Raw genomic sequence first — 18188 nt, forward strand, 5'->3', positions numbered from 1 at the left:
ATCAAATTTGGAAAGTTTAAATTTCCTGTTTCACAATCCTTTTTTAAATTTAATGCACCTTAGTAAGGGATTTTTATTGTACGGTTTTCTTCTTGACTATAAGACGACCTTATAGTTTATAATAGTCAAACGGCCCGATCCTGTCAAGGAACGTGGCAAAAATTAAGTATTTATTTAGTAAAGCTAGAAGGAGTTATGTTATGAAATTAATGTTAAAATATTTGAAAAGATATCCGAAACTAATTCTTTTAAACATCTTAGGAATCTTTAGTTTCGTAGCGGTACAGCTCGGTATTCCCACAGTCATGGCATGGATGATTGATAACGGTATTGGTAACAGTGACATTGCCTATATCAAGAAAATGGGGGGTATCATGCTAATCGTCTGTGTTCTTGGAGGTGCAGGAACTATTTTACTTACTTACGCCTCATCAAGGATTTCAACTAATATGATTCGTGACATCAGAAATGATGTTTTTATCCAGTCACAGAATTTCTCCCACACAGAATATAATAAATTTGGTGTATCTTCCATGATTACAAGAACAACCAATGATGCATTTCAGTTAATGCTATTCTCCAATATGCTGTTTCGAACTGCACTTTTGGCACCGGTAATGATTTTCATTAGTGTTTTCATGACAATCAAAACTAGTGTTAGTCTCTCTCTGGTTATCGGAGGTAGTTTTCCATTTATAGTAGCTGGCGTTATTATCATTGCCAAATTAACCAATCCACTTTCCAAGAAGCAACAAAAAGGTATGGATCAGTTGAATCGTATTTCAAGAGAAAATTTAACAGGAGTTCGTGTAATCAGAGCCTTTCGCAAAAGTGAATATGAATCAGAACGTTTTGCAGAAACGAATGATAACTATGCTTCTAATTCAAAGAAATTATTTAAAATTATGTCATTTACACAGCCAGCCTTTTTCTTCTTATTGCATCTTGCAATGATGGCGGTGTTTTGGATATCAAGTTTAATGATTGATAAAGGGACCCTACAGGTTGGACAGTTAGTTGCATTCTTAGAGTATCAATTTCATGCAATGTTCTCTATTATGTTATTTTCTATGGTATTCGTAATGTATCCGAGAGCGCAGGTATCCGCAAACCGCATTCAGGAATTGTTAGATGAAGAACCATTGGTGAAGACCCCTACTAATGGCATTACAGCTGAAAATAAAGGTGTCGTAGAATTTGATCATGTTACGTTCCAATATCCGGATGGCGAGCTCCCGGTTATAAAAGACGTATCCTTTACAGCAAACAAAGGGGAAACAGTAGCATTTATCGGTAGTACAGGTAGCGGAAAGAGTACATTAATTAATTTAATTCCAAGATTTTATGATGTAACAAGCGGTTCTATCAAAATTGATGGAGTGGATACACAAAATTATGACTTAAAGGCACTCCGCCAAAAAATCGGCTTTATCCCTCAAAAAGCATTTTTATTTAAAGGAACCATAGAAGATAATCTTAGATTCGGTAATCCAAACGCTACACCTGAAGAAATCAATCATGCCATCGAAGTAGCTCAGGCAAAGGAATTTATTGAGAATAAGCCGAAAAAATTACAGGAATATATAAGTGAAGGTGCTAAGAATGTATCGGGAGGTCAAAAACAGCGAATTTCGATTGCAAGAGCATTGGTAAGAAAACCTGAAATCTATATTTTTGATGACAGCTTTTCTGCGCTTGACTATAAAACAGATGCAACCTTACGAGCTGCACTTAAGAAAGAAACAAAAGAATCCATTGTATTTATTGTTGCACAAAGAATTAGTACAATCATGAATGCGGACAAAATAATAGTACTAAATGAGGGCGAAGTGGTCGGCATGGGAACTCATAAAGAACTATTAAAGTCATGCAATATATATTATGAGATTGCGGATTCACAATTAACAAAGGAGGAACTAGAGCGATGAAAAAATTATATCCATATATAAAGCCATACTTGAAATTTTTTATAGTTGCTATTCTCCTTACGATTGGATACGCTGGCTTCTTATCAGCTGCACCGATGGTGGAAGGTTTTATTACAACTAGGCTAAAAGATGATGTTGTAAATATCGCGAACAAAGTCCCTGGAGCAGCCATCAGCTTTTCTTATATTATAAAGATCTTAAAGCTGTTACTTGTGATTTATATCGGAAATGTACTTTGCAGCTATGGTTCACAATATTTTTTAACAACCGGTATACAAAATACAATGCGTGATTTAAGAAATGATGTGCAAAGAAAGATTGCAAAGCTGCCAATCAGCTATTTTGATAAGCGTACAGTTGGAGATATTCTCAGTATCATATCAAATGATATCGATACCATGTCAAATGCCCTACAGCAGAGTTTATCAAGGATACTGAGTGCTTTTTTATCCATTACTCTTGCAATTATACTAATGTTTTATATTAATCCGATTATGGGTGCGGTTGCAGTTTTATTGATACCGGGAAGTGCTTTTATTATGAAATTTATTATGAAGCGTTCTTCCGTTATGTTCAAGAAACAGCAGGTTGCACTTGGTAACTTAAATGGTTACATTCAAGAAAGATATACCGGTTTAACAGAGATTAAACTATATGGAAAGCAAGAGGACTCGATAGAACAGTTTAAAGAGATTAATAACAATCTTTGTGAAAATGGATTTAGGGCACAGTTTATATCCGGGCTGATGTCACCGTTAATTTCGTTTCTAACCTATATAGCGATTGTTGCCGTTACCATATTAGGTGCGACATTTACAATTACAGGTGCGATCACGGTCGGACAGCTTCAGGCATTTATTCGTTATATGTGGCAGTTAAATGAGCCGCTCGAGCAAGTAACACAATTGTCCTCCGCTATTCAATCTGCGATGGCAGCATCAGCAAGAGTATTTGAATTCCTTTCAGAGACAGAAGAAGTACCAGAGGCAGAAAATCCAGTTAAAATTAACGACTTGAAAGGAAATGTTACCTTTGAGAATGTATCTTTTGGTTACAACAAAGATAAAATGCTGATTGAGCATCTCAATGTTAACGTGAAAAGCGGTCAAATGGTAGCAATTGTCGGTCCGACCGGCGCTGGAAAGACGACGCTTATCAACCTCTTAATGCGTTTTTATGATGTAAATAATGGTGCAATCAAAGTTGATGGTGTGAATATTAAGGATATGAAGCGAGACGATCTACGTTCTATCTTTGGTATGGTGTTACAGGATACCTGGTTATTTAATGGAACGATTGCCGATAATATAAAATACGGAAAAGAAGACGCGACGCGGCAAGAGATTGAAAATGCTGCAAAAACTGCAAATGTAAATCACTTTATCAAAACACAACCGGATGGCTACAATATGATATTAAATGAAGAATCTTCTAACGTATCAGTTGGTGAGAAACAGCTTTTAACAATAGCGAGAGCATTCTTGGCAGACCCTGCTATCTTAATTCTTGATGAAGCAACAAGTTCGGTGGATACCAGACTAGAGTTAATGCTTCAGACAGCTATGAAGAATATTATGAAGGATAGAACAAGCTTTGTTATAGCTCACCGCCTTTCAACCATTCGAAATGCGGATTTAATACTTGTTATGAAGAGTGGAACGATTATCGAGCAAGGAACTCATGATGAATTAATGAAGAAAAAAGGGTTTTATGAAAAACTTTATATGAGTCAGTTCCAGAATCAAGCTTAAAAAAATATTTATAGTAATAGTAATAGCAATAGTAATAACTTTCCTGTTTTAAATCCCCTTTTATAGAGTTTTGTACTAAGAATTAGGATAAAGAATAAGTAATCAAAAAGGTAGGTTGGCTATCAAAATAATAAGCCAATCTACCTTTTTGAATATTAACCCATTAAGGAAGTCTCCCCCTCCTAAGCGAAGTATAAGCGGGGGTTAGACTTCCTTGTTTCAGTGGGAGTACAAGCACCCGTTGAAATAACAACGATGTTGCTAAGGGGTTACTAATATCCTTTGAATTAAAGAATAGAAGATATCCTAAGTTCTTTGTGTTTAGATAAATCAATGAACTGCTCGTCTACTTTTACGACCGGGCGGGATAGTTTGTTTTTATTAATCATTACGACTTCTCCAACTAAGGAATTACTAAGACGCACAGATGCATTAATATAACACTGCGCGAGCCCTTCAAGAAAAGGAAGAAGGTAGGCAGCATCGTATTTTTGGAATCCTTCTTTTTCAAAATTTTCAACAACATCAAAAGGACAAATTTCTTTACGATATACACGCTTAGCAGTCATTGCATCATACACATCAGCTATCGCTAATATTTTTCCAAAAGGAGAGATGTCTTTCGAGGAAAGTTTATTCGGATAGCCACTACCATCACAACGCTCGTGATGCATGAGAATAGCTTTCTTAACACGTGGATCAATTTTCCTATCTTTCACAAGATCATATCCCGTCACGGGGTGCTGATGTACGTGTTCGAGCTCTTTTTTATTGAGTGCTGCTGGTTTCTGAATGATATCCTTTGGTAGTTTAAGTTTACCGATGTCATGTAATAGTCCAGCAAGCATGAGCTGTTCTGCATCATGTGCATTAAAATTTAACCATGTAGCAAAGGAAAAGCAAATCAGCGCTACATTTAGAGAATGTACATAGATTTGGTCATCTAAATCTCGAATGCATTGTAACATATCAAAAGTTCTTAAAGAACTTCGACATTCCTTTAAAAGCTGTTCCACTGAATCTAGCAGTTTATTTTCATCATAGGGAAGAGAAGATGTCCCAGTTAAGGATGAAAAAGAATCTTTTAAAGTTAGAATACTACCCAAATAAAACTTTTTGAATTTTTTAAATTCTTCGGAATTTTTTAAAGCAGTGATATGCTCTGATGGTTTGGTGGTCTGTTTCTTCACTAAAGTATTTGGTATGTAAACAAAAATCTCTTTAATTGCATGAAGTTTTAGTTTCGTAATACTTTTTGTGGTCACCATCGTATTGCGAGAAAGGATACGTTCGTTCCCGCTATTATACACATCCTCCGCAACAATCATTCCAGACACAACTTGAGCTACCGGAATATTTACTACGTTCATAGATGTTTGGAACCTCCCCAAAATTAATCATACAAAATCTACCACAATTATAAATGCTCTCTATAAAATAAACAATAGTATTCTGTGTTTTTATATAGAAGTATACAATTTTTTAGTGCCGGAATATGGCATGCTAAAAAATTGTATGCTATAATAAGGAAAATAAAATAAGGCTAGAAAGGTGGAGGTATCTTGAATTTTATACATGTTGCAGATGTCCATCTCGGTGCCACTCCTGAGTCGGATCGTGGTTGGGATATAAATCGAGAGAAGGAAATCTACGATAGCTTTAGGCGTGTAACAACAGAATGTGAAGAAAAGAAAATTGACTTATTATTGATTTCTGGAGACTTATTTCACAAGCAACCATTGCTTCGAGAGTTAAAAGAAGTTAATTATATATTTTCAAAATTAACTCATACCAAGGTAGTATTAATTGCGGGTAACCATGATTATATAGGCCCTCGCTCAAACTATCAAAATTTTAATTGGTGTGACTGCGTGACTATGCTAAGTGGCGGAGAAATGGACAGTATTTATTTTGAGGAACTAAATACGGAGGTCTATGGATTAAGTTATGTAAGTAGAGAAATATTTGAACCAAAGTATGATGCTATAATACCAGGAGTGGAAGAGCGTATTAATATTTTATTGGCACATGGTGGGAATGAGAATAATATTCCAATAAACTATAAAAAGGTAGAAGAAGCTGGCTTTGATTATGTTGCATTAGGCCATTTTCATAAACCGCAATTAATTACGGATAGAATGGCTTATGTTGGTTCTTTGGAGCCCCTATCCAAAGGAGAACCACTACCACATGGATATTATTATGGTGAAATAACGAAGGAGAAAAGAAAGACGGAAGAGCGTTATGAATCAAATCTATCCTTAACCTTTGTTCCTATTGCATGTAGAGAATATATGACGAAAGAAATAGAAGTAACACCAGATATGTTTGGTACTGGGATTGTTGATTTTGCTAGGAATATAATAAACGAAAATGGAAGCAGGAACTTTTATCAATTCCTTCTTGTTGGAAAAACAGATCCTTCCATTCTCCTTGATATAGAAGATTTTTATCGGTTGGGTTATGTAACGGAGGTTTTAAATCATACCCTCCCTGATTATGATTTTGGCTCTTTATATGGGGAAAACAAAGATAATCTAATTGGTAGCTATATCCGTCGTATCCGGGAAAGTGATGCAAACGAAGACCTAGTGGACAAGGCATTGTATTATGGAATCGAAGCATTGCTTAATACAAAGGAAAGGTAGGAGCTTAGGTGATTATTAAAGAATTAAACCCTGGGCATTTTGGTAAATTTCATAATGTCAATGTGGAACTTACACCTGGGATCAATGTGATATACGGGAAAAATGAAGCAGGAAAATCAACACTTCATGCGTTTGTAAAAGGTATGCTATTTGGTATTGAAAGACTGAGAGGGCGAGCTGGAAAAGAGGACCTTTATGTAAAATACCAGCCTTGGGATACTCCAGGGGCTTATCAAGGTAGTATGGTACTTTCGGTAGATGGAGAGGATTATCGTATAATCCGAAGTTTTTATAAAAAGGAAAGAAGTATTAAGATAATACGGGAAAGCACTGGAAGAGAATTAACCGATGCAGAGCTAGGAGTAAGTGCCATTATTCCAAAACTTACGGAAAGTATCTATAGAAATACCATTAGTATAGAGCAGTTAAGAGCCAAAACAGAATATGAACTTGCAGAGGAATTAAAAAACTATATAACAAACCTTTCTATGTCTAAGAGCAAGGAGGTTGATGTAAATGGTGCTATTAGCTATCTATTAGAAAAGAAAAAGAAATTAGAAAAGCGACTTCCCGATGATAGATTAGCTACATTAACTAGCGAATTAAAAGAATTACAAGATACTCTTAAAAAGTTAGACGATTTAAGCGGAGAGCTTGCTGAGTTAAAAAAGAGGTCAGAATACTTAGAAAACAAACAGAAGGAATATAATCGCAGTACCAATCAGGAAAGAATGAAAAAGGTTGCGTACTATCCTGCTATCCTTGAGAAGTTTAATCGTTTTTTGGAGATGAAACAATCTGCAAAAAATGCTGAGGAAAAAGTAGAGGGTTTAGGAGAGAAGACAAAAAAACAAGCAAGTGAATTAGATAGCAGTAACACCATAGGAGAGCATCTAAAAGAGCTTGGAGAATTGCGTCAAAGAAAGCAAGAGCTCGAAGAGGAACTTAAGGAAAAACGACAAGAAATTGAGCCTCATCTAAAGCAGGGTAGTATCTCTGGGCGTGTAATTGGTGTAATTATTGTAGTTCTAGGCTTAGCAATTTCCTCGATACCGTTTCCTTTTCCTTTCATGACGATTCTTATACGCTGTATTATCGGCATTGCATTTTTGGTAGCTGGAATTTCAAAATATATATTAACAGCTACAAAGGAAGAGAAAACCAAACAAAAGCTAGAGGATATGAAAACAGAATGTGAACGGCAGATTTTTTATCTTCATAGCAAATGGCATGATATTTTACTAAGTCATCGTGTTAGTAATGAGAGTCAATTGATGGTGAAATATAACGACGTCCTTAAAAATGAAGTAGAACGGGAGCAAGCATTAGAGCGAAAGATAGAGTATCAAGCTGCAGCCAAGCAATTTCATAATAAAGCAGACGAGTTAGAGTATGAAATAATCGACTATATGAAACATTTTCTCGGTAATCCTGAGGCGTCGAAAGAATGTATGCAGGAACTTTGGCAGGAGATAGAGGAATTTAAAGAAGAAATTATCAATGAAATGAGTGCTAACGAAGAAGAACATACAAATATTCGGTCTCAGATGGAGCGTATTCGCTGGACATTAGAATCTAATGTAGAGTGTGAAGTAAAACTTGACCAAAAGCAGACGGAACAGGAAGAACTATGTGAATTAAGGAAAGAGCTATTAGAGGAAATAGAGGCAATTACTTTAGGTATTCAAACACTAAAGGAACTTTCTACCGATATTCATGATAGTTTTGGAAGCACATTAAATCAGATGCTTTCAGAAATTGTATCCTCCATAAGTCAGGGCGAGTATACTTCAATCATAGTAGATGAGAAGTTAAACGTATCCGTCCTTCACCTGGGACAATATGTTTCCCTAGATAAACTAAGTGCAGGTACTATGGATCAAATTTATCTAGCACTTCGGTTGTCAGTCGCATCTCTACTCTTTCCAGAGGAGAATATGCCAATACTTTTAGATGATACATTTGCTTTATATGATGAAGAACGAACGAAAGCAGCCTTAAAATTACTTGCTAAGGAAACGAATCGCCAGGTGATAATCTTTACCTGCCATCGTAGGGAAAAAGAATTGCTTGAGGAGTGCAAGGTTCCTTATCATTATGTTGATTTAAATGAGATAGGTAAGAAGCCTTTTGAATATGCATAGGAATTTGTATACTTAAATGAGGAACGAGAAAGAGGTAACTGAATAATCAGTTACCTCTTTCTCACTTCGATGAAACATAACTGCCTCATCCTATATTAACTTCCTAGTTCATGAAAAGGAAAAGTTCGCGAAGCGTACTCCTTTTTAGTTATCATAAACTTTTATTATTTATTATTATACTTATTAAGAACACTTTGAATACGTTCTGTTGGGCTTAAGAATTCGCTAATGGAAGCATCATGATTCAATGCATCAATTAATAATGCAACATACTTACTCATATCTGCATTGATATAGTAAGGTCTGCTAAGTAATTCCTCTGTCTGATAAACAAGGTTTGTAGTCATTACGAAATCAATCAGTCCTTGTTCGTAAGCTTCATCAAATTTATCAAGGCCATTTGTGAATAAACCAAAAGTAGCGCATACAAAGATACGTTTTGCTTTTCTCTTCTTTAATTCTTTTGCTACATCCAACATACTTTCGCCTGAGGAAATCATATCGTCTAAGATCAGTACATCTTTACCTTCTACGTCTGCTCCTAAGAACTCATGAGCAACGATTGGATTACGTCCATTTACAATAGTTGTATAGTCACGGCGTTTGTAGAACATACCCATATCAAGTCCAAGAACGTTTGCAAAGTAAACAGCACGTCCCATAGCACCTTCATCAGGGCTGATTACCATCATATGCTTAGCATCTACTACTAAATCAGGAACATTCTTTAATAAATTCTTGATAAACTGATAGGATGGCATTACAGTTTCAAAACTCTTTAGTGGAATCGCATTTTGAACACGAGGATCATGTGCATCAAAAGTAATAATACTTTCTACACCCATGTTTGTAAGTTCTTGAAGTGCTAATGCACAGTCTAAAGACTCACGAGAACTTCTCTTATGTTGTCTGCTTTCATATAAGAAAGGCATAATAACAGTAATTCTTCTTGCCTTACCACCAACAGCAGCAATAATTCTCTTTAAATCTTGATAGTGGTCATCTGGGGACATATGATTGGTATGACCACATAAGGAATAAGTTAAGCTATAATTACAAACGTCAACAAGTAAGTATAAGTCATCTCCACGAACGGATTCTTTAATAAGACCTTTTGCTTCACCGGAACCAAAACGTGGACATTGATGCTTAATTAAGTAGGAGTCTCTTTGATAACCAGCAAATTGCATTGTTGTTGTATGCTCACCGGTGCGTTTTTTTCTCCATTCAACAATATAATCATTTACTTTCTGACCAAGAGCCTGGCTGCTTTCCAAGGCAATGATACCAAGAGTTCCTACAGGTAGGGTTTCTTTAAAATTATCTTGTGACATTGTTTTTCCTCCAGTATTGTACTAGACATAAGTTATTTGGGGTTTGCTTACGTCGCCTATAAGGGTATAAATTATAAATGATGGCAAGAGATTCTCTAGATTTCTTCTCTTGTTTTTTAGAATTATAAAATTGGCTTTTTTTATGAGAATTTCGGCCAAAATCATTCCGATTCAACCACTTCCGAAAGCTATATTACTATTATCCTCTTGTTTCGTCAAGATTAAACTCAACTTTTCGAGTGTTTCTTTAGAAGTTTCTGCAAACGAATGTCATCTCCTACAATTTTTAACAATAAATAGTTGCTAGAGATTCGAGAAAATATTCGCTCACTATAATTGGTTTTTAATTGGTCAAAAGACAAATTCGTTGAGATTACGGTTGAATTTTGCCTTAGGTGTCTTTCGTTGATGCATTGATAGAGCTGGGAATTGATGAAGGTGTTATTCATCTCTGTACCGATGTCATCAATAATAAGTAAATCGCAGTCAAGAATATAATCAAATTGATTTCTTATGTCATCCATATCCTCAGCAGAATTAAATTTATATTTTTCTAGGATTTCAAAAAGCTGAAAGGAAGTAAGATAAATTACCGTATGTGCATGATCCATCAGTTCTTTTGCGATACAATTTGTTAGAAAAGTTTTTCCTACACCAGTATTCCCGTAAATCAAAAGATTTTGATAGCTTGTATCAAATTGATTTATGAATTTCTTAGTTTCTGTTACGACTCTCTTAATATTTTCAAGGGGCGTTAACTTTGTAGTTTCATCATAGTAATCATCTGCGTAGTAATCATAAGAGAAAATTGAAAAATTTTCATATTGAACGGAATCTCTTACGTTTGATTGATGATAGAGAATGTCTACAATCGCTTGTTTAAAACAGTGGCATTTTTCATTTTCAATATAACCGGTGTCCATACAATCCGGACAGGTATACCACATTGTTAAATAATGATTTGGATAACCGGCTTTTCTAAGGAGCTCTTGCTTTTTCAAAGAAAGCGTTTCGTTTCGTTCCTTTAAATGATTAAGTGCGGTCTCATTGCCTGAGAGAGAGAGTTTGGCACTTTGAATCGAACCATTGATGATTTCTTCATCAATCAATGTAAGCTCCGGAATCTTTGCATAAACTTCTTCCTTCCTTTTTTTCAGTTCATACTGATTTTGCAGCCTTCGATTATCGTATTCTCTTAATATGGTATTGTACTGATAGTTTTTCAGTGCCATTAAAATCCTCCATTCGTCACCAATCCGTGAACTTGGGCAACAGCACAAATTCACGGATTGGCGAAAGCACAAATTTGCAAGTGAATCATTTTTTATTACTTCCCATTATGAACGATTATTTAAAAGACGTTGCTCCATTGAGAGAAAATCCTCTTCGGAGTACTTTCTTTGAGGAAATGCATTAAATCGGTTGTTTGCAGTAGGTTGTTTTGTGGATGCAGCTTGTTTATTCGCTGCGGAAAGGGCGGATTGTTTTGCATGTGCTTCATCTAATTTTACAATATCAGCGTCGCAGGTGACTCCCTTTTTATACCAGTTCTCAAGTATTTTGTCAGCATATTTAAAGTCTGGTTTCCCTGTTGCTAACATGGTACGATTACAAGCTTCCTCTATAATATTAATATCAAAGCAAAACTCATGAAACCAACGATGCATAAACTTTTTTTCAATAGTTCCTGGAGCTCTATTTAAACCAAATGCCTTGTTGATGGAATTATAATTATTGTTGTAAGAAAGTGTTGCAGCATCAGCTTTTTCAACAGTGTCAATTCCTTCTTCTGCCCAGGAAATCGCTACCGTCTCGATATAGCTTGCACTCCTTTTATTCTTTGATACGCAGTACTCATAGAGATAAAAGATTAATTCAGCGGAAAATCCAACGCTTTCATATAAAAACAGAATTAATTGAACGTCAGTTGATTTTAATAAACGCTCTAACAATCGTTCTACTGTATTCATAATCCACTTCACTTCTTCCATCTCAGTAAGCGCTTTGATCTGTGCCTCGGAGTAGTTTGGTTTATGAATGGTAGTTGCTTTTGAATTATCCTGTTCTTTCGCTGCTGCCTCTGTTACTGCTGTCTGCTCCATAACCTCTTGTGTGATAGAAGGCAAAGTTTCCTCTGTATTTAGATTATCGTTGGATGGAAAAGTAAATGTTATAGCAGTTATTTGACGATTTGCTGCCCTAGTTATAATAAGCAATTGCTCCTTTTCCCAATAACGGATTGCACGTTCAATATCCTTTTCGGTCTCATCTAATTTTTCAGCCAAGTAAGAAAGTGAAGTTTCTAAGGAAGGATCCTGAAAACAACGAAGTAGATAGAGATATATTTTTACGAAGGTACCATTGGCACGTGGCATGTATTCATCTAAAAATCTATTGGAAATTACAGTGATTCCTGCATCTGTGGTTGAAAAGAAAGAAATTTTACTCATAAATTGCCTCCAAGCTATATGAAATAAAAACCTTTTGGGTTGAAGTGAATTTCTTCAACCTATCCCCACTTTATGTAATATTATAAAATGTGCGGAGATTTTTAGAGGTTTCTATGTTGGTCTACCCTTGTTGCATGCACATTATAGCATACAAAAATTAAGAATGAAATAGGTCTTTTTGGAAGGAGGAGGGAATCAGATAAAATGTGAATTATGTGGATAATGTGGATAAAGCAGTGGATGAATTTTAGGGAAAAATGGGACATGCTTAAAAAAGTGGCTTAAACAAAGGGTTTTTACGAAACGAGTCGTTTCTTGTAGAATTTTAAGAAAATATAGAAAAATCCACAACCCTATCGGATAATAAATGTTGATAAGGTTGTGGATAATGTGGATAACTATTTCTGAAGTAGAGATTCTCCAATAGATACAACGTCTCCGGCGCCCATGGTTATCAACAAGTCACCGTTGGTACAATGTTCTAATAAAAATTTTTCTATTTCTGCAAAATCTGAAATATAGTAAGCTTCTTTCCCTATTTTAAGTAATTCGTTTTGTATATCCTTAGATGAAATATCACCTGGATTCTCTTCTCTTGCTGCATAGATATCAGCAAGGACTATTTTGTCAGCAAGTGCAAGCGCTGTTGTAAAATCATGAAAAAAGGATTTTGTTCGTGTGTAAGTGTGCGGTTGGAAGACACACCAAATATCTTTATGAGGATAGGATGCTGCAGCGATTAAGGTTGCTTTAATCTCCGAAGGATGGTGGGCATAATCATCTACAATTGTAATTCCATTTAGTACACCCTTACGCTCAAAGCGTCGTTCGGTTCCCTTATAAGCTAAAAGTGCCTTCTTAATTGCAGACATAGTACCACCAAGGGTATCTACAAGAGAAATTGCTGCTAACGAGTTTAATACATTGTGATCACCAATTACAGCCAGATTAATACGGTCTACAAACTTACCATGCTTATATAAGTCGTAGCTACGAAGGCCAAAGTCATCGCTGGTAACATTGCAGGCAGCATAATCATAACGATCTTTATTTTGTTCTCGCTCTTCTTCTGAGGAAAACATACCATAAGTGATAACGTTACATGAGAGGTCTTCTATCAGTTCCTCATAACGGTCAATTCCACCCCAGACCACTAAGTTTCCATAGTCAGGAAGTTTTTTTGCAAAGGTATGAAAAGAAGTTCTAATGTCTTCAATATCTTTAAAGAAGTCTAAATGCTCTGCCTCTATATTAAGAATAATAGCATGTGCAGGATTAAAACTTAAGAAGCTATTTTTATATTCACAGGATTCAACAATAAAATTTTCGGAATGACCAATACGAATATTACCTTCAATATTATCAAGAATACCACCAACTGATATGGTTGGATCAAAATTCCCTTCTAGCATCATTAAAGAAACCATTGAAGTTGTTGTTGTCTTTCCATGAGTACCGGAGACACCGATGGCATTTTTATATTGTAGCATTACCTGACCTAAGAAGTCAGCACGGTCAAGCATTGGTATGTTATGCTTTTGAACAGCTTGATATTCTACATTATCAGATTTTACTGCAGCAGTATATACTACAAGGTCGATATCCTCGGTGATATTTTCTGCCTTCTGTCCAATAAAAATGGTAATGCCTAAATGTCTTAATCGATCCACAATCTTGCTGTCCTTTGCGTCTGAACCGCTAACGGTGAAACCTTTGGTATGTAGTAGCTCAGCAAGGCCGCTCATACTAATGCCTCCGATACCGATAAAATGTACGTGAATCGGTTTGGTAAAGTCAATGTGATACATATAGAATGTCCTCCAGTCTTTATAAAAAGCGGAATATGAGTAAGTAACCGCTCTAATGCAGGAAACAATAATTCCTGATATAATACTTATGCTATAAGAAAAAAACGGTGCCTCTAGTACGAGGCCTATTTTACAAATGCATGAGAATTTTCATACAGAAATCACAGGATAGTGCAATCACTGTATTTACTTGCTATTATAACCGATTTGTATAAAATTACAATCGTTCGCTGGAAAATAGCAAATATAGGTAGATACTTATTAAGAGAAATGGGATTAGAAGAATAAAGCTAGATAGAAAATTTGGTAGATTCTTTTATATAATATGACAATAAGGGGCAGAGTATTACGTTAATGGACAAGATATATTAAGGCTACAATAGGATAATTATCAAGATGTTTTGCTAAAATGTTAAAAATACCGTAAATATTTCGTAAAAAATAGGATAGAATGTCTATGAAAATCGTAGAAAAATAGAATGATTTGATGATTTGAACAATAATTGATAAAAACTAAGAAAATAACTGGTAAATATATTCACAACTACGTAATAAAATGTTATAATGGAAATATAAAACAGCAAGGGGTGGTGGTATGATAAAAAAAGGAATAATCGTAATGCTATTAGCTGGTGGACAAGCAATTGCATTAATTATCGAGTAGTTACGGTGGGTGTATTAAAACCTCTATATTACAAGACCAATATGGATTTCTTAAATATAGACATAAGGGACTACTTTTTTAAACGGTATCCGGATGTGTATTCTAAGATTGATGACTTACCACCAGCTAATATAACGCTTCGTCGGTAGTTATGAATAGCTTAGTTTCCAGCGGATGTATTTATAAATGGCATGGAGTGTATATACACACTCGAAGAATCCGTGCTATTTAAAAAGGTATATGTAGGAAACAACTGCACCATAAAGAACTCCATAGTTCTTAATGATGTACATATTGGTGACAATACTTACATTGAGAATTGTATTGTTGAGAGTCGTGACACGATTCAGGCGAACACGACTCATGTCGGAGAAGAAGGAAATGTTAAGATTGTCATTGAAAAAAATGACCGTTATGTATTATAGAAAGCATTTATGGTCAATGACAAAAGAATGAGTGCTAAAGGGGGATGCTGTATGCAGATCACGGATGTAAGAGTACGTAGGGTTAGTAAGGAAGGTAAGATGAAGGCAGTGGTTTCAATTACCTTAGACAATGAATTTGTAGTACATGACATCAAGGTAATTGAAGGAGAGAAGGGGCTCTTCATTGCAATGCCTAGTCGAAAAGCTGGAGACGGGGAGTATCGGGACATCGCGCATCCGATTAACTCTATCACTAGAGATAAGATTCAGAGTATTATACTAGAAAAATACGAACTCGCTGCTTTGGAAGGTAATATAGAAGAGGCAGAATAGATTAACTTAGCTAAGGAGCTAAATTAAAACTGTTTAAAAAAGTTATTCATGTCCCAAAATACAGCTGCCAAAGAAAATGGCAGCTGTATTTTTAGGCTATGGCCTGATGCCTTTCGGTATTCTGGGTAGCTGTAATAAAAGGAAAAAATAAAATATTTTTGGGAATTAAAACCTATGAAAACTTATGAAAACTTATTGAAACTTTTTGGAGAATAGAGTACTCTATATATAATGAAGATGTTTTTAGAGTAAATCTTCATGCTTTGATAAGTAACAATATGGATAGAAAAAATGGCATGAAAGTTTACAGAGGTTCTCGCAGAGGACAATAAATGAGGTGGTGCTTGTCCCCCGTGGTAACATACAAAAGATTAAAATCACGCAAAAGTAGGCGTGACAGTTCCCCTAGTAATTATGTATGTAATAATGAAACAGATACGAAAGTGAATAAAGTAATGTAGGTAGTAGATCCCTAGACATAAATTTAACGAGCTATGAAAGACTTTAAAAGCATAGTGGATTTACCAATGTTCTGATAAGACAAAGAAACATCCTTTTGACGCTTACAAAGATGTTACAGTAATAGGCATAAGAGTGGAGGAAGCAACAGATAACTGTTAACTATTGATTAGGAAGGAAAATATTGTGAGACGTCGTAGAAGAAGAAATAGAAAATTATTGTATGCATTACAAATATCTTGGATTGTACTTGCTATTACAGCAACGATTGTAATAATAACACAAAGTAGTAAGTGGTTTGGAAATGGAGATAACGCGGAAGTGAATGCGGCAGGTACCATTGATAATAATGGAGAGCCAAATGGACCAACGGACCAAGATTCCTCCGGTGATATACATACCGGTACACCAACACCAGAAGTCACGATTACCCCTACAGTTTCACCAGAGGGAAGTGGTAATCAGGCAGAAGGAGATGGTACTGGGCAGGTTACTCCAAGTATAACACCTGGTGTGGGAGATAATGATGAGACTACGAACCAAGGAGAAACAACAACTCCTGTGGATAACGATGACTCTAGTGCATCTACCAGTAACTCTGATCGTGTAATTGATCCAGATAAGCCAATGGTTGCGTTAACATTTGATGATGGCCCATATCCACCGGTAACAAAGAGAATTCTAGAAACATTAGAAAAAAACGATGCAAGAGCTACCTTTTTTGTTATGGGAAATCGTGTGGATACCTATGGTGATACATTAAAGCTGGTTCATGATGCAGGAAACCAAATCGGTAACCATTCTTACAGCCATAAGGATTTAACAAAGCTTGATCAAAAAGGTATTGAACACGAAGTGGATTATTCCAACGAGTTAATTAATGAAAAGGCAAATGTAGGAGATGCATATCTTCGTCCTCCTTATGGAGCTAAAAGTGAAAAAGTATCTCAGTATGTCAAAGTACCTATGATTGCATGGTGCGTAGATACGTTAGACTGGCAATCAAGAGACAAGAATAAAGTATTTGAAGAGGTTAAGAGAAGTGTAAGTGACGGTGCCATTGTTCTTATGCATGATTTATATCCTTCCACTGCAGATGCAATTGAATTAATAGTTCCATGGTTAGTTAAACAGGGATATCAAGTTGTAACCGTTGAAGAAATGTTTAAAGCCAAAGGAATTGAGTTAGAACCAGGTAAGATTTATTACAATGCAAAATAATTTCTTAGAAATAGTAGCTATATGCTAAGAGTAAAATAAGGATAAGTCGATAGATTTTAGTAGAACATATTTGTTTCACTAAATCGATCGTCTTATCCTTTTTGTTCCGAAAAGCCAAAAAGATTATGTTGTAATAAGATTTCGAGTAAATTATAATAATAGAAGAGAACAAAAAGATAAATGAAAAATATAAGTAACTAAGTTAAGAAACCGCAGGTATTCCTTACCCAAAAACCATAGGGAGAGGATATGTGCGGTATACTGTGTTTGAAATAATTATATAGGATAAGGAAAAGTTGCGAAGCATACTTATTCTTGCTTACGAGGTAAATTAGCTTTTGCTAATTCATCTTGCACTCGAAATGGTACACGATTAGATAGATTAGAATAGATTATAATTTTAGTTTGCACGAAAAGCAGCGCAGAAATGAGGAATAACATGTATATCATTATAGGTTTAGGAAATCCAACAAGGGAATATGAGGCAACAAGACACAACATAGGGTTTGATGCTATAACGCGATTAGCGGATGATAATAATATTTCACTTGATACAAAAAAGCATAAAGCAATCTGCGGGAAGGGAATGATTGGTGGAGAAAAAGTAATCTTGGCAAAACCGCAGACCTATATGAATTTAAGTGGAGAAAGTGTTAGGGAATTAATAGATTTTTATAAAGTTACAAAGGAAGAGATCATTGTAATTTATGATGACATCAGTTTGGATGTAGGTCAGCTCCGAATTCGAACCAAAGGAAGTGCTGGTGGTCATAATGGAATTAAGAATATCATTGCTCATTTAGGTTCCGACGAATTTTGTCGCATTAAAATTGGGGTTGGTGATAAACCAAAAAATTGGGATTTAGCGGATTATGTATTGGCACGTTTCCCAAAAGAAGAAGAGCCTGCGATAAGAGAAGCATTAGAAAAAGTTTCGAAGGCGTGTGAGACTATCCTTAGAGATGGAGCAAAAGTAGCGATGAATCTTTTTAATAAAAAAGAGATAAACACATAAAGGAAATA

General features: G+C 35.5%; 12 protein-coding genes and 1 pseudogene. 8 read left to right on the plus strand and 5 right to left on the minus strand.

Annotation, left to right across the window (positions count from 1 at the left end):
• Positions 1-200 precede the first annotated feature (200 nt).
• Together CPHY_RS00595 and CPHY_RS00600 are read left to right on the plus strand one after the other, a co-directional pair.
• The gene (locus CPHY_RS00595; RefSeq protein ID WP_012198132.1) at positions 201-1928 is read left to right on the plus strand and encodes an ABC transporter ATP-binding protein; all 1728 of its coding nucleotides are present in this window, start codon (positions 201-203) and stop codon (positions 1926-1928) included.
• Positions 1925-3679 (plus strand): ABC transporter ATP-binding protein, encoded by a 1755-nt coding sequence (locus CPHY_RS00600; protein ID WP_012198133.1) that lies wholly within the window; start codon positions 1925-1927, stop codon positions 3677-3679. Before CPHY_RS00595 ends, CPHY_RS00600 begins: the two co-directional genes overlap by 4 nt.
• 287 nt (positions 3680-3966) lie before the next feature.
• On the opposite strand, the gene CPHY_RS00605 is transcribed toward CPHY_RS00600, so the two are convergent.
• Positions 3967-5049 (minus strand): HD-GYP domain-containing protein, encoded by a 1083-nt coding sequence (locus CPHY_RS00605; protein WP_012198134.1) that lies wholly within the window; start codon positions 5047-5049, stop codon positions 3967-3969.
• A gap of 192 nt (positions 5050-5241) precedes the next feature.
• On the opposite strand from CPHY_RS00605, the gene CPHY_RS00610 reads away from it, so the two are divergent.
• Together CPHY_RS00610 and CPHY_RS00615 are read left to right on the plus strand one after the other, a co-directional pair.
• Positions 5242-6327: a metallophosphoesterase family protein gene (locus tag CPHY_RS00610; RefSeq protein WP_012198135.1), complete on the plus strand. Its 1086-nt coding sequence runs from the start codon at positions 5242-5244 to the stop codon at positions 6325-6327.
• A gap of 8 nt (positions 6328-6335) precedes the next feature.
• Positions 6336-8471, plus strand: a complete 2136-nt coding sequence (locus CPHY_RS00615) for an ATP-binding protein (protein WP_012198136.1) — start codon at positions 6336-6338, stop codon at positions 8469-8471.
• A gap of 164 nt (positions 8472-8635) precedes the next feature.
• Here the strand turns inward: CPHY_RS00615 and CPHY_RS00620 are convergent, their stop codons facing one another.
• From CPHY_RS00620 to murC, 4 genes are all read right to left on the minus strand, one after another.
• Positions 8636-9805 (minus strand): ribose-phosphate pyrophosphokinase, encoded by a 1170-nt coding sequence (locus CPHY_RS00620; RefSeq protein ID WP_012198137.1) that lies wholly within the window; start codon positions 9803-9805, stop codon positions 8636-8638.
• 227 nt (positions 9806-10032) lie between these two features.
• On the minus strand, positions 10033-11037 hold the full coding sequence (locus tag CPHY_RS00625; protein ID WP_012198138.1) for an ATP-binding protein: 1005 nt from the start codon (positions 11035-11037) through the stop codon (positions 10033-10035).
• Positions 11038-11142: 105 nt separating this feature from the next.
• Positions 11143-12255 carry a DnaD domain-containing protein gene (locus tag CPHY_RS00630; RefSeq protein ID WP_012198139.1) on the minus strand — a complete coding sequence of 371 codons (1113 nt, stop codon included), beginning with the start codon at positions 12253-12255 and terminating at the stop codon, positions 11143-11145.
• Between the two features lie 398 nt (positions 12256-12653).
• Complete coding sequence (gene murC, locus CPHY_RS00635) at positions 12654-14063, minus strand: UDP-N-acetylmuramate--L-alanine ligase (protein ID WP_012198140.1); 1410 nt, start codon at positions 14061-14063, stop codon at positions 12654-12656.
• Positions 14064-14753: 690 nt separating this feature from the next.
• Here murC and CPHY_RS22525 point away from each other — a divergent pair.
• From CPHY_RS22525 to pth, 4 genes and pseudogenes are all read left to right on the plus strand, one after another.
• Positions 14754-15152 (plus strand): annotated as a pseudogene (locus tag CPHY_RS22525) (GlgC family sugar phosphate nucleotidyltransferase); the annotation flags it as partial.
• Positions 15153-15203: 51 nt separating this feature from the next.
• The gene (gene spoVG, locus CPHY_RS00645) at positions 15204-15485 is read left to right on the plus strand and encodes a septation regulator SpoVG (RefSeq protein ID WP_012198141.1); all 282 of its coding nucleotides are present in this window, start codon (positions 15204-15206) and stop codon (positions 15483-15485) included.
• Positions 15486-16130: 645 nt separating this feature from the next.
• Entirely contained in the window at positions 16131-17165 is a 1035-nt protein-coding gene (locus tag CPHY_RS20450; protein WP_012198142.1) for a polysaccharide deacetylase family protein, read from the plus strand.
• Between the two features lie 439 nt (positions 17166-17604).
• On the plus strand, positions 17605-18180 hold the full coding sequence (gene pth, locus CPHY_RS00655; RefSeq protein WP_012198143.1) for an aminoacyl-tRNA hydrolase: 576 nt from the start codon (positions 17605-17607) through the stop codon (positions 18178-18180).
• Positions 18181-18188 lie beyond the last annotated feature (8 nt).

This window comes from Lachnoclostridium phytofermentans ISDg (assembly GCF_000018685.1).
GTDB classification, from domain to species: Bacteria; Bacillota; Clostridia; order Lachnospirales; family Lachnospiraceae; genus Lachnoclostridium; species Lachnoclostridium phytofermentans.